14 protein-coding genes are annotated in these 12,969 nt (G+C 71.7%); 11 read left to right on the top strand and 3 right to left on the bottom strand.

Annotated features, from left to right (window positions below; translation table 11 throughout):
• Nucleotides 1-26: 26 nt before the first annotated feature.
• Together HFP48_RS04490 and HFP48_RS04495 are read right to left on the bottom strand one after the other, a co-directional pair.
• Nucleotides 27-689, bottom strand: a complete 663-nt coding sequence (locus tag HFP48_RS04490) for a CoA transferase subunit B (protein WP_006942868.1) — start codon at nt 687-689, stop codon at nt 27-29.
• The gene (locus HFP48_RS04495) at nt 686-1,453 is read right to left on the bottom strand and encodes a CoA transferase subunit A (RefSeq protein WP_029541161.1); all 768 of its coding nucleotides are present in this window, start codon (nt 1,451-1,453) and stop codon (nt 686-688) included. Before HFP48_RS04495 ends, HFP48_RS04490 begins: the two co-directional genes overlap by 4 nt.
• A gap of 203 nt (nt 1,454-1,656) precedes the next feature.
• Here HFP48_RS04495 and HFP48_RS04500 point away from each other — a divergent pair, with 203 nt between their 5' ends.
• On the top strand, nt 1,657-2,439 hold the full coding sequence (locus tag HFP48_RS04500) for an IclR family transcriptional regulator (protein WP_043801479.1): 783 nt from the start codon (nt 1,657-1,659) through the stop codon (nt 2,437-2,439).
• 61 nt (nt 2,440-2,500) lie between these two features.
• Here HFP48_RS04500 and HFP48_RS04505 read toward each other — a convergent pair whose 3' ends face one another.
• Nucleotides 2,501-3,538, bottom strand: a complete 1,038-nt coding sequence (locus HFP48_RS04505) for a phosphotransferase family protein (protein ID WP_168579085.1) — start codon at nt 3,536-3,538, stop codon at nt 2,501-2,503.
• A gap of 351 nt (nt 3,539-3,889) precedes the next feature.
• Here HFP48_RS04505 and HFP48_RS04510 point away from each other — a divergent pair, with 351 nt between their 5' ends.
• From HFP48_RS04510 to HFP48_RS04555, 10 genes are read left to right on the top strand one after another with little or no spacing between them, the layout of a single operon-like run.
• Nucleotides 3,890-4,729, top strand: coding sequence for an enoyl-CoA hydratase-related protein (locus HFP48_RS04510; RefSeq protein WP_168579086.1), 840 nt, complete (start codon nt 3,890-3,892; stop codon nt 4,727-4,729).
• The gene (locus HFP48_RS04515) at nt 4,716-5,750 is read left to right on the top strand and encodes a phosphotransferase family protein (RefSeq protein WP_043801613.1); all 1,035 of its coding nucleotides are present in this window, start codon (nt 4,716-4,718) and stop codon (nt 5,748-5,750) included. The genes HFP48_RS04510 and HFP48_RS04515 overlap by 14 nt, the downstream gene beginning before the upstream one ends.
• Nucleotides 5,751-5,784: 34 nt before the next feature.
• Nucleotides 5,785-6,978 (top strand): acyl-CoA dehydrogenase family protein, encoded by a 1,194-nt coding sequence (locus HFP48_RS04520; RefSeq protein ID WP_168579087.1) that lies wholly within the window; start codon nt 5,785-5,787, stop codon nt 6,976-6,978.
• On the top strand, nt 6,975-8,072 hold the full coding sequence (locus HFP48_RS04525) for an acyl-CoA dehydrogenase family protein (protein ID WP_006942879.1): 1,098 nt from the start codon (nt 6,975-6,977) through the stop codon (nt 8,070-8,072). Before HFP48_RS04520 ends, HFP48_RS04525 begins: the two co-directional genes overlap by 4 nt.
• Before the next feature lie 49 nt (nt 8,073-8,121).
• On the top strand, nt 8,122-9,780 hold the full coding sequence (locus tag HFP48_RS04530; protein ID WP_050034592.1) for an AMP-binding protein: 1,659 nt from the start codon (nt 8,122-8,124) through the stop codon (nt 9,778-9,780).
• Nucleotides 9,781-9,797: 17 nt separating this feature from the next.
• Nucleotides 9,798-10,649, top strand: a complete 852-nt coding sequence (locus HFP48_RS04535; protein ID WP_168579088.1) for an acyl-CoA thioesterase II — start codon at nt 9,798-9,800, stop codon at nt 10,647-10,649.
• Nucleotides 10,646-11,305 carry an HAD family phosphatase gene (locus HFP48_RS04540; RefSeq protein ID WP_006942885.1) on the top strand — a complete coding sequence of 220 codons (660 nt, stop codon included), beginning with the start codon at nt 10,646-10,648 and terminating at the stop codon, nt 11,303-11,305. Before HFP48_RS04535 ends, HFP48_RS04540 begins: the two co-directional genes overlap by 4 nt.
• A 28-nt stretch (nt 11,306-11,333) precedes the next feature.
• Nucleotides 11,334-11,966, top strand: a complete 633-nt coding sequence (locus HFP48_RS04545; RefSeq protein ID WP_029541180.1) for a nucleotidyltransferase — start codon at nt 11,334-11,336, stop codon at nt 11,964-11,966.
• Entirely contained in the window at nt 11,963-12,235 is a 273-nt protein-coding gene (locus tag HFP48_RS04550; protein ID WP_050034594.1) for a BON domain-containing protein, read from the top strand. The genes HFP48_RS04545 and HFP48_RS04550 overlap by 4 nt, the downstream gene beginning before the upstream one ends.
• Nucleotides 12,232-12,945 carry a metallophosphoesterase gene (locus tag HFP48_RS04555; protein WP_050034595.1) on the top strand — a complete coding sequence of 238 codons (714 nt, stop codon included), beginning with the start codon at nt 12,232-12,234 and terminating at the stop codon, nt 12,943-12,945. Before HFP48_RS04550 ends, HFP48_RS04555 begins: the two co-directional genes overlap by 4 nt.
• Nucleotides 12,946-12,969: the final 24 nt, after the last annotated feature.

A 12,969-nucleotide genomic window follows, 5' to 3' on the forward strand; every position in this document is an offset into this window, starting at 1 on the left:
CGAGCAGTGGTATTCGACTACTTCTCTCAGACGAGCTCGTCGATGCGGATCTCGAGCGGCGCCGCGGTGGCCGCAACGACGTCGTCGACGGTCACGCCCGGCGCGAGCTCGCGCAGCGCGAGGGTCCCGTCGCCGACGACGTCGATCACCGCGAGGTCGGTGATGATCCGGTCGACGACACCCTGGCCGGTGAGGGGCAGGGAACACGTGTCGACGATCTTCGAATTGCCGTCGCGGTCGGTGTGTTCCATGACCACGATGACGCGGCTGGCGCCGTGCACCAGGTCCATGGCGCCGCCCATGCCCTTGACCATCTTGCCGGGAACCATCCAGTTGGCCAGGTCGCCGGTCCGGGAGACCTGCATGCCGCCGAGCACGGCGGTGTCGATGTGCCCGCCGCGGATCATGCCGAACGACAATGCCGAATCGAAGAATGCGGCACCGGGATTGACGGTGACCGTCTCCTTGCCCGCGTTGATCAGGTCCGGGTCGACGTTCTCCTCGGTCGGGTACGGGCCGGTGCCGAGGATGCCGTTCTCCGAGTGCAGCGTCACCTGCACGTCCGGCGGAAGATGACCGGGGATGAGCGTCGGCAGCCCGATGCCCAGGTTGACGTACTCGCCGTCGATCATCTCCGCGGCCGCGCGGGCCGCCATCTGGTCTCGGGTCCATCCCTTGGTGCCGGTCATCGTGCCGCCCCTTCCGTTGCCTGGACTGTCCGCTTCTCGATCCGCTTGTCCTGCGGACCGGTTTCGACGATGCGCTGCACGAAGATTCCCGGCAGGTGCACCTGCGCGGGATCGAGCTCGCCGGGCTCGACGAGTTCCTCGACCTGCGCGATCGTGACCTTCCCGGCCATCGCGGCCAGCGGGTTGAAGTTCATCGCCGTCTTGTCGAAGATCAGGTTGCCGGCGGTGTCGCCCTTGACGGCGTGCACCAGCGCGAAGTCGGCGGTGATGCCCTCCTCCATCACGTACCGCTTGTCGCCGAAGGCCCGGGTCTCCTTCGGCGGGGAGGCCACGGCCACCGAGCCGTCGACGTGGTACCGCCACGGCAGTCCGCCGTCCGCGACGGGGGTGCCGACACCCGCCGGGGTGAAGAACGCGGGGATGCCGGCGCCACCGGCGCGCAGCCGCTCGGCGAGGGTGCCCTGCGGGGTGAGCTCGACCTCGAGCTCACCGGCGAGATACTGGCGGGCGAACTCCTTGTTCTCCCCGACGTAGGAGGCGGTGACCCGGCGGATCTGGCGCGCGTTCAGCAGCAGGCCCAGGCCGTGGTCGTCGACGCCGCAGTTGTTGGAGAACACCTCGAGATCACCGACGCCGGACTCGACCAGCGCGCGGATCAAGGCGTCGGGGATGCCGCACAACCCGAACCCGCCGACGGCGATCGTCGCGCCGTCGGACACGTCCGCGACGGCGGCCGCGGGCGTGTCGAACACTTTCGTTCCCATCACAGACCCCTTCTCGAGACTTCGGTCCCTCCGGACCCCGGTGCAGGATGCGTTCATTCAATGGACGATGACGCATCGGTCGAGTACCACTACATGCTCTGTGTTTGCCGATTTCAAGGCCTTGCGAGCGGCGCATTCGAGATTGCTCGCCCATCGGAACGTCGATTTCGACGGCGTTCACTGAGTAGACGTATTCTCGTGTCATGGAGGAGGCACAGAGACCCCACGTGATCGGCCGCGTCAGCGCGCTGCTGCGCGCGATCGCCGGGCACGAGCCCACCGGCTCGTCGACCTCGGATCTGGCCCGGGCGACGAACCTCGCGCGCCCGACGGCGCACCGCCTGCTGACTTCGCTCACCGACGAGGGCCTCGTCGACCGCGACCCGAAGACCGGTCGATGGTCGCTGGGGCCCGAGCTGTACCTGCTCGGCTCGCTGGCGGCCGGCCGTTACGACATCACCGACCTCGCCCGCGACATCCTGCGCGACCTCGCACGGGAGACCGGCGAGAGCGCCTTCCTGTCCGCCCGGCGCGGGGACGAGACCGTGTGCCTCGCCAGCGAGGAGGGCAGCTTCCCGCTGCGTTCCCACGTCCTCCACGTCGGGATCCGGCTGCCCCTCGGTGTCGCGTCCGCGGGGCTCGTCATCCTGTCCCACCTGTCCGACCGCGACATCGACGAGTATCTGTCCCGTACCGACCTGACCGCCGGGTGGGGGCCGGACCACAGCCGGCAGGCCGTCGAGGAACGGATCGCCGCGACGCGCCTGGCCGGCTACTCCACCAATCCCGCCCTGCTCGTGGAGGGAAGCTGGGGGATGGGGGCCGCCGTCTTCGACCACCGGGACGCGCCGGCCTGGGCGCTGAGCATCACCGGGGTGGAGAGCCGTTTCCGCGCCGACCGTCGTCCCGAACTCGGGGAACTGCTGCTCCGGCAGGCGCATCGTCTCACCCAGTTGCTGCGCCACCGCCCCCGGCGGTCCGGGTGAGGGACGATCGTCCGGACGCGCACCCGGATCGGGCCGCCGCACCGCCCGCACTCGCGTCGCGTCAGCCCGGCCCTCGCCCCGTGAGCACCGCGCGGGCCATCTCGGCCAGCTGCGCCGGACGCTGTGCGAGGGCGTCGATGTCGACCTCCTGATCGCCCATCGCGCCGGCGCGGAACCTCGCCGCCACGCCCTCCGCGATGGCTGCGAGCTTCCACAGCGCGAAGCCCTGGTGATACCGCAGGTCGTCGAGGTCACGGCCGGTCGTGTCGGCGTACCGGGAGGCGACCGTGTCGACGTCGAGGAAACCGTCGGCGGGATCGGGCGCCCAGCCGATCACGTCGGCCGACGCCCAGGTGGCGGTGAGCCACCCGAGGTCGGCCATCACGTCGCCGATGGTCCACAGCTCCCAGTCCAGAACCGCGCGCACCTGCCCGTCGGTCCCGATCAGCAGGTTGCCCGGCCGGAAGTCGCCGTGCACCAACCCGGTCCACCGTTCGGCGGGCAGCTTCCGGGTCAGGAGCTCGTGGACGTCCCACACGGGCCCGGGACCGACACCGCCGGCGGTGAGCTGACGGCTCCAGCGCCGAAATTGGCGCTCGAGGTAGCTGCCCGGTTTGCGCAGTTGCGCCAGCGGTCCGGTCGTGGTGTCCACCGCGTGGATCACCGCGAGGGTGTCCACGATGCTGCGGGAGGCGGTCGGTCGGTTCGGCCGGGGGATCGCGGCGACCGTCTCGGCATCGTCGAGGACGATGCCCTCGACGTGCTTCATGACGTAGAAGTCCGCCCCCGTCACCGACCGGTTGGTGCAGCAGCCCGTCACCGGCGGCACCGGCACCGGGCCGCCGGCGAGCAGGTCGAGGATGCGCCACTCCCGCACGACGTCGTGGGCGGAGGAGAGCAGTTCCCCGGTCGGCGGCCGGCGCAGGACCCAACGCGTCCCCGCCTCGTCACGGACCCGGTAGGTGAGGTTGGACCGGCCTCCGGTGATCAGTTCGAAGTGCAACGGGGGTGCGACGTCCGGGAGGTGCTCGACGAACCACGCGGTGACGCGCGCTGCGTCGAGGCCGATCGGCTCGCTCGCGGCATCCACCTGAGCCATCGCGCCCTCTCTGCTCGTTCGGATTCGGTGCGGATCCCTCATGCTTACTCGCCTCGCGCACCGATCGGTACGTGCCGTGCCGGACCACCGGGGAAATTCGGGGCGCGGTCCACGCGCCCCAGACGCCGTTGGGCCCTGACCGGGTCCTCCGCCCGCCGGCGACCCGGGACTCGGGGATCGGGCAAGCCCCGTCGAGCCCGCGCCGACCGTGGCCCGGGCCGCCTGCCCCGGTCACATCCGGATGGCCCGAGCGATTGACATCACACCGCCTCGGGCGCAAACTATGCGAGCGCTCAGCAACTTGAATCTGACGTCAAGTTACGTGACTCCCTGCTGTGAAGGAGCACCCGGATGACCGACGCACCCGCCGCGGCGACCCGCGGCGTGGCCACCACCGACGACCTGGTCCTGACCGAGCGGCGCGGCCCCGTCGCCCTGCTCACTCTCAACCGGCCGGCCAAGCTCAACGCCTGGAGCAACGCGCTCGAGGACCGCTACTTCGACCTGCTCGCCGAGGCCGACGACGACCCGCAGGTGCGGGCCGTCGTCGTCACCGGTGCCGGCCGCGGATTCTGCTCCGGCGCCGACCTCGACGACCTGCGCCACGTAGCCGACGCGTCGGACGACGACCTGATGCGGCCACGCCCGCGCGACTTCCCGCTGCGGGTCCGCACACCGCTCGTCGCCGCGATCCGTGGACCCGTCGCGGGACTCGGCCTGGTCGAGGCTCTCTACTGCGACGTCCGCTTCGGCGACCCGACCGCCCGGTTCACCACCGCGTTCGCGCGCCGCGGGCTCATCACCGAGTACGGCATCAGCTGGCTGCTGCCCCGCCTCGTGGGCCACAGCCGCGCCACGGACCTGCTCCTGTCGAGCCGTATGGTCGACGCGGACGAGGCCCACCGGATCGGCCTGCTCGACCATCTCGTCACCACCGGCGACGTCGTCGACGCCGCCGTCGCCTACGCGACCGACCTCGCCGCGCACTGCTCGCCGCGGTCGATGGCGACGATCAAGCAGCAGCTGCGCGACGACGCCGACCGGTCCTACCCGGACGCGCTCGCCGCCGCGGACCGCCTGATGCGCGAGGCCTTCCGCGGTCCCGACGTCGCCGAGGGCGTCGCCAGTCACCTCGAGCGGCGCGCCCCCGCGTTCGCCGCCCTGCCCGGGAGTGCCCATGCCCCTGCGTGAAACCGTCGGCATCGACCCGGACGCGATCCTGCGCTGGTTCCGCGACCTCGGCATCGAGCACACCGCGCCGCTGACCTTCGACCGCATCGGGCTCGGACAGTCGAACCTGACCTACCTGGTGCAGGACGGCGACGGCCGCCGGTGGGTGCTGCGGCGACCGCCGCTCGGGCACCTACTGGCGTCCGCGCACGACGTCGCGCGCGAGGCCCGCATCCTCTCCGCGCTCGAGGGCACCGACGTGCCGACGCCGAAGGTGTTCGGGCTCACCGACGATCCGGCATTCAGTGACGTGCCGCTGGTGCTCATGGAGTTCGTCGACGGACAGGTGGTGGACCGGATGTCCGTCGCCGAATCCCTGACGCCGGAGCGCCGCCGCCGGATCGGGCTGTCGCTCGCGCGGACGCTCGGCCGGATCCATGCCGTGGACCTCGAACGTACGGGGCTCGACGCCCTCGCCCGCCCCAAGCCGTATGCGGAGCGGCAGCTGCACCGCTGGGCCGGCCAGTGGGAGAAGTCGAAGACCCGCGAGCTGCCCGAACTCGACGACCTGACCCGCCGGCTCCTGGCCGCCGTGCCGCCACAGCACGAAATCACCTTGGTGCACGGTGATTTCCACCTGCGCAACGTCATCACCTCGTGCGAGAGCGGTGACGTCGTCGCCGCGCTGGACTGGGAACTGTCCACCGTCGGCGACCCCCTCGCCGACGTCGGGTCGTTGTTCGCGTACTGGCCCGAGCCGGGGGAGGACACCGGCGGCGACTTCCCCGCCTCCACCCTCGAGGGCTTCCCGAGCCGCGCCGAACTCGCCGCCGTCTACCTGGACGAGACGGGCCGCGACCCGGCGGCGCTGAAGTTCTGGCACGCGCTGGGGCTGTGGAAGGTGGCGGTGATCGCGGAGGGTGTGATGCGCCGCGCCCTCGACGAACCGCAGAACAAGGCCGCGGCCGGCACTCCCACGGTCGCGCGCATCGACGCTCTCGTCCACAAGGCCCGCGAGATCGCCGACGAAGCCGGCATCTGACGCCCCCACCACCCTCGACACGCAGGAGACGACGATGTTCCCCGACGAGCAGACGACCTCGCGCGACCTCTCCGGGCGCGTGAAACATCTTCTGGACCAGTATGATCCGAGCACGACCGGGCCGGAGGACTTCCTCGGCGCTCGGTTCGACGCGGGTCTCGCCTGGGTGCACTTCCCGCCGGGCCACGGCGGACTCGGCCTGCCGCAGAGTCACCAGGCGCAGGTCGAGGCCGAACTGGCCGCCGCCGGAGCACCCCGGCCCGCCGCGGGCCGCAACGGCATCGGCCTGGGCATGGCCGCGCCCACCATCGCGGCGTTCGGCACCGAGGAGCAGAAACGCCGGTTCCTGCGTCCCCTCTACACCGGACGGCACATCTACTGCCAGCTGTTCAGCGAGCCCGGCGCCGGCTCCGACCTGGCCGCCGTCGCGACCCGCGCGGTCCGCGACGGCGACGACTGGATCGTCAACGGCCAGAAGGTGTGGACGTCGGGCGCGCAGAACGCGCAGATGGCGATCCTGGTGGCCCGCACCGACCCGAGCGTGCCCAAGCACGCCGGCTTGACGTACTTCCTGCTGGACATGAGCGATCCGGGCGTCGACGTGCGACCCCTGCGGCAGATCACCGGCGAGGCCGAGTTCAACGAGGTGTTCCTCACCGACGTGCGGGTACCCGACGCCAACCGGCTCGGCGACGAGGGGCAGGGCTGGAGCGTCGCCACGACCACCCTCAACAACGAACGCGTCGCGATCGGCTCCGGCGCGCCCCGCGAGGGCGGCATGATCGGCAAGGTCGCCGCGACGTGGCGCGAGCGTCCCGAGCTGCGCGACCCGGCGCGGCACGACCAGCTGATGCGGCTGTGGGTGGAGGCGGAGGTGACCCGGCTGACCGGAGAACGCCTGCGCCAGAAGCTCGCCGCGGGCCAGCCCGGTCCGGAGGGCTCCGGCATGAAGCTCGCGTTCGCCCGCCTCGCCCAGACCGTGTCGGGATTCGAGGTGGAGTTGCACGGCGAGGACGGCCTCCGATACGACGACTGGACCCTGCGCCGGCCTGAGGCGGTGGACTTCACCGGCCGTGAACCCGGATACCGGTACCTGCGCGCCAAGGGCAACTCGATCGAGGGCGGCACGTCGGAGATCCTGCGCAACGTCGTCGCCGAGCGGGTGCTCGGGCTGCCGCCGGAACACCGTGTGGACAAGGATATTCCGTGGAAGGACCTGGCGCGATGACCGACCTGCTGTACTCCGACACCGAGGACGCCCTGCGGGACAGCGTCCGTCGCGTGCTCACCGATCGCTGCCCACCGTCCGTCGTGGTGACCGCGTACGACGCCGCGCCCGCCGACTTCTCGGGCGTGTGGAAGACGGTCGCCGCCGAACTCGGGCTGGCGGGGCTGCTGGTGCCCGAGTCGCTCGGCGGCGCCGGCGCGAGCACCCGCGAGGCCGCGGTCGTCATGGAGGAGATCGGCCGGGCCGCCGCGCCGGTGCCGTACCTGTCGAGCGCGGTGCTCGCCACCGTCGCGCTGCTGCGCGCCGGCGACACCGGGACCGTGCCGGCCCTCGCGGAGGGCGCCGCGACCGGCGCCCTCGTCGTGCCGTTGTCGACGGCGCCGGACGCCGCGATCACCGGGGTGCATCGCACGGCCGACGGCCTGACCGGACGGGTCACCAGCGTCGCCGGGGCACACGAGGCCGATGTGCTCGTCGTCCCCGTCGCGGGGCCGGACGGCCTCGAACTGCACACCGTCCGGTCGGACGCCGCCGGCGTCACGGTGACCCCGGTGCTGTCGCTGGACATGACCCGGCCGATCGCCGACGTCGAGTTCGCCGGGGCCGCCTCCACCCGCGTCGACGGCGGCGACGCGGCCGCCGCGGTGACCGAGGCGCTGCAGTGCGGGGCGGTGCTGCTCGCCTCCGAGCAGCTCGGGGTGGCCCAGTGGTGCCTCGAGACCACCGTCGCCTACGTCAAGGAGCGCCGCCAGTTCGGCCGCGCCGTCGGTTCGTACCAGGCGATCAAGCACCGGCTCGCCGATCTGTGGCTCGAGGTGGGCGCAGCGCTGTCGGCCGCCCGGTACGCGGCCGACGCGTACGCACGCGGCGACGACGACACCGCGATCGCGGCGGCGGTCGCCCAGTCCTACTGCAGCGACGTCGCCGTCCACGCTGCCGAGGAGTGCATCCAGTTGCACGGCGGCCTCGGCATGACCTGGGAGTACCCGGCGCATCTCTACCTCAAGCGGGCCAAGGCCGATCAGCTCGCGCTCGGCGTCCCGTCCCGGCACCGCGCCCGGCTGGCGGACCTCGTCGGCCTGCCGGTCTCGTGACCGAAACGATTGCGCTGCAACAACACACGAAAGGACAGGTGCCGCCACGATGAGCTGGTACGACGACAGGCCCTGGATGGCCCAGTACGATCCCCGCGTGGCCGAGGTCGGACCCGTCCCGCGGCGGACCACGCTCGAGGTGTTCGCCGACGCCGTCGCCGCCGCGCCGGACGGGCCGGCGATCACGTATCTCGGTGCGACGCTGACCTATCGGGAAGTCGACGAGCTGACCGACGGCGTGGCGGCCTACCTGCTCGAACACGGCTTCCGCAGGGGCGACCGGCTGGCCGTGTACCTGCAGAACGTGCCGCAGTTCGTCCTCGCGCTGTTCGGCGCGTGGAAGGCCGGCGGCGCGGTGGTGCCGCTGAACCCGATGTACAAGGACGAACTCGACCACATCCTCACCGACGCCGGCGTCGTCGCCGTCGTGTGCGGCGAACAGGCGTGGGCGGACCGGGTGGCGGAGCGGGCCGCCGGGGCGGGCGTGACGATCGCGCTGACCGCGAGCGAACTGGACCTGCAGACCCGGAACGACGAGCGGCTCTTCGCGGGCGTCGAGCGCCGCCGTACGCCGGGCGTCCCCGACCTACTGGAGGTCGCCCGCGAGTGGGCGGGCCGCCCCGTCCCCGATCCGGGCCTGGTCCCCGACGACATCGCGCTCGTCTCCTACACGTCCGGGACGAGCGGACTGCCCAAGGGCGCCACCAACACCCACGCGAACCTCACCGTCAACTGCGTACTGCTGCGCCTGTACGACGAGATTCCGGCGGGTTCGCCGATCTTCGCTCTCGCGCCGCTGTTCCACATCACCGGGATGGTCGTCCAGTTGCTCACCGCGGTGGATCTGGCCGGTCCGCTGGTGCTGGCCTACCGCTTCGACGCCGGGGTGGTGCTCGACGTCCTGAAGCGGGAGCGGCCCGCGTTCATGGTCGGCCCGTCGACCGCGTACATGGCGCTGCTGGCGCATCCGTCGTTCTCGTCGGACGCGTTCGAGTCGCTCCTGACCCTCAACTCCGGTGGCGCGCCGCTGCCACCGGCCATCGTCGAGCGCTTCCGCGAGCGGACCGGCCTCTACATCCGCAACGGTTACGGCCTGACGGAGACCAGCGCGCCCTGTGTCGTCGTGCCCTCCGGCCGCGAGGCGCCGGTGGATCCGGACTCGGGCACGCTGTCGATCGGCCTGCCGCTGCCCACCGCGATGGTGCGCATCGTCGACGAGGACGGCAAGGACCTCGGACCGGGCGAGGTCGGGGAGATCGCCGTCGAGGGTCCCATGGTCGTCCCCGCCTACTGGAACCTGCCCGAGGCCACCGCCGAATCCATCCCGGGCGGGCGGCTGCTGACCGGTGACGTCGGCTTCATGGACGCACAGGGCTGGGTGTACGTGGTCGACCGCAAGAAGGACATGATCAATGCCTCCGGGTTCAAGGTCTGGCCCCGCGAGGTGGAGGACGTGCTCTACCGGCATCCGGCGGTCCGCGAGGCCGCGGTCGTCGGCGTGCCCGACTCCTACCGCGGCGAGTCGGTCGCTGCGTTCGTGAGCCTGCGCCCGGACCAGGACGTCGACCCGGACGAGCTGGTGGCGTGGTGCCGCGACCGGCTGGCCACCTACAAGGCCCCGCGGTCGGTCGAGATCCTGGACGAGCTGCCCAAGACCACCAGCGGGAAGATCCTGCGCCGCGAGATGCGCAGGGTCGCGTCGTCCTGACCCGAGGAGGGAAACACGTGCCGAGCATCGACGAGGTTCTGGGCCTGCGCGAAATCGCCCCGGCGACGTTCCGCGCCGACCCGGTGCCGACCGAGATGGAGCGGACCTTCGGCGGCCAGGTCGCCGGGCAGGCGCTTTCCGCGGCGGCACGGACCGTGCCGCCCGAGTTCGGCGTGCACTCGATGCACGGGCACTTCCTGCGCCCCGGCCGGCCGCTCGACCCCACCGACTATCGGGTGGACGCCGTGCGGGACGGCGGCAGCTTCCGCACCCGGTACGTCACCGCGGTCCAGGACGGCGAGACGGTGTTCACACTGACCGCCTCGTTCCACCGCGGCGACGACGGGTACACCCATCAGGCGGCCATGCCGGCGACGGCCGGACCGGAAGAGATCGCGGAGAACGGCCGCCCGTGGGCCGCGTGGTACGACTTCCCGGAATGGGACGACTGGGAGCGCCGCTGGCTCCCTGCGGACGAGGCCACGCCCGACGTGCCGTCGCGCCGGCGGTTGTGGATACGGCACCGCACCCCCCTGCCGGACGACCCGGTTCTGCACGCCTGCGCCCTGACGTACTGCAGCGACATGGCGCTGCTCGACATCGCCGTCCTACCGCATCCCGACAGGCCGATCCAGGGAGCGTCCCTCGATCACGCCGTGTGGTTCCTGCGGCCGTTCCGGGTGGACGAATGGCTGCTGTTCGATCAGGTGTCGCCGTCGTCCGAATCGGGGCGCGCCCTGATCCAGGGACAGATCTTCGACACGACCGGACGACTGGTCGCCGCCGTCGCGCAGGAGGGCATGGTGCGGTTCCACACCGAGCGCGCCGCGGCGGTCGGCGCCGGACGCGCGGAAGGCCGGGCGGAATGAACCTCGCTGCACCCATCTCCGAACGCACCGCCGTCCTGGTCGACTTCGGCGGGGTGATCACCACGAGCGTGTTCGCCGCGTTCGAGGAGTTCGGCGCGACACTCGGCGATCCGGGACTGCCGCTGCGGCTGCTCGGCGGCGACCCGATCTCGCGCGGGCTGCTCGCCGAGCACGAGTCGGGGCGCATCGACGCGGAGGAGTTCGAGCAGGGCTTCGCCGAGCGGTTGCGCGCCCACGGGGCGGCCGTGACCGCGGAGGGACTCGCCGCCCGGATGCAGGCCGGGATGCGGCGCGACGACCGGACGGTGGCCCTCGTCGACGACCTCCGGGCGGCCGGCGTGCCGGTCGCATTGGTGTCCAACGCCTTCGGCCGGGACTGCTATGCCGGCTTCGACCTGGCCGCGCTCGCGGACGAGGTGGTGATCTCCGCCGAGATCGGCATCCGCAAGCCGTCGCGCCGCATCTACGCCCTCGCGTGCGAGCGGCTGGGGGTGGCGCCCGAGCAGGCCGTGATGGTCGACGACCTGCAGCAGAACCTCGACGGGGCGGCGCGGATCGGCATCGCCGGCGTGCTGCACACCGACGCCGACACCACGCGCCTCGAGCTCGCCGAGCGGTTCGGCTTCGTGACGGGACGAGTGCCCGGTCAGGTGTGAGCCGTCGGCGCGCGGGTACCCGCCACCCATGACCAACGCACAGCCCCACAGCCCCGACGCCGCGACGGTCGACGTCGCGGGTTCGCCGGACGAGTCGGTCAAGGAGACCCAGCTGCTGCAGGTGCTGACCAAGGCGGCGAACACCCTCAACGAAGCCGGGGTGCCGTTCGCGGTCGGCGGTGGATGCGCGGTGTACGCGCGCGGCGGGCCCGCGTCCGACCACGACGTGGACCTGTTCGTCCGCCCCCGGGACGTGGACGCCGCGCGGGAGGCGCTCGTCGCCGCCGGCATGCGTCCGGTCGATCCGCCCGAGAACTGGCTGAGCAAGGTCTACGAGGGGGAGCATCTCGTGGACCTGATCTTCCGCCCCAACGACCGGGACGTCGACGATTCGATGCTCGCCCGCGCCCAGTGGATGCGCATCGGCCCGACCGCGGCGCCGGTGATCAGCGGCACCGACCTGATGAGCGACAAGCTCAACGTGCTCGACGCGCACCGCTGCGACTTCGCGCCGCTGCTGCGCATCGCCCGCGCCCTGCGCGAGCAGGTGGACTGGGCCCAGGTGGCCACCGCCACGGCGGCGTCGCCGTACGCCCGCGCCTTCCTCGGCCTGCTCGCCGACCTGGGCATCATCGAACCCGGCTCGGAGGTCCGACGATGAGTCACGAACACCCGGAGCAGGATCACCCGCAGTATGTGGTTGCGCACCTGCACCGCGCCCTGGCCGAGGATCCCCGCACCGCCGAACAGGGCGTGCGCGTCACGATCCGCGGCACCGACGTGTACCTGACCGGCGAGGTCGCCAGCGCCGCACGCCGCGACGCGCTGACCCTGGTGGTGCAGGAACAGCTACCGGACGTCACCGTCCACAACGACGTGCACGTGGTCGACTCGCGCGACCCCGGAACCTCGGTGGAGGAACTGCGATGAGGATTGCCGCCGTCGGCGACGTACACCTGGCCGAGGACGCCCGCGGCCATCTGCGGCCCGCCCTCGAACACCTGCACGAGCATGCCGACGTGCTGCTGCTCGCCGGTGATCTCACCCGGCACGGCACCGTCGACGAGGCGCGCGTCGTCGCCGACGAGTTCGGCGACCTGCCGGTGCCTGTCGTCGGGGTGCTCGGCAATCACGACTACCACAGCGACGCCGCGGACGAGATCACCGAACTGCTCCGCGACCGGGGCATCGTCATGCTCGAGGGTGAGTCGGTCGTCCTCGAGGTGGACGGGGCGCGGCTCGGTGTGGCGGGGACCAAGGGATTCGGCGGGGGTTTCGCGGGCAAGTGCGCGAGCGCGTTCGGTGAGCCGGAGATGAAGCAGTTCGCCGGGCACACCGTGGAACTGGCCGACAGGTTCCGCAGCGCCGTCGCCGAGCTCGACGGTGCCGACGTCCGCGTCGGGCTGCTGCACTACTCGCCGATCAGCGACACCCTGCGCGGCGAACCCGCCGAGATCTACCCGTTCCTCGGGTCGTATCTGCTCGGCGAACCGGTCGACGAGTTCCACCTGGACCTGGCCGTGCACGGGCACGCGCACGCCGGGTGCGAGCGCGGCACCACCCCGGGCGGCGTGCGGGTCCGCAACGTCGCGCAGCCGGTCATCCGTACCGCCTACGCGGTCTACCGGTTCGAGAACTGATCGCTGGGGCCGGTCGCGGGGTGG

The sequence above is a fragment of the Rhodococcus sp. DMU1 genome (assembly GCF_012272955.1).
GTDB lineage: Bacteria > Actinomycetota > Actinomycetes > Mycobacteriales > Mycobacteriaceae > Rhodococcus > Rhodococcus aetherivorans.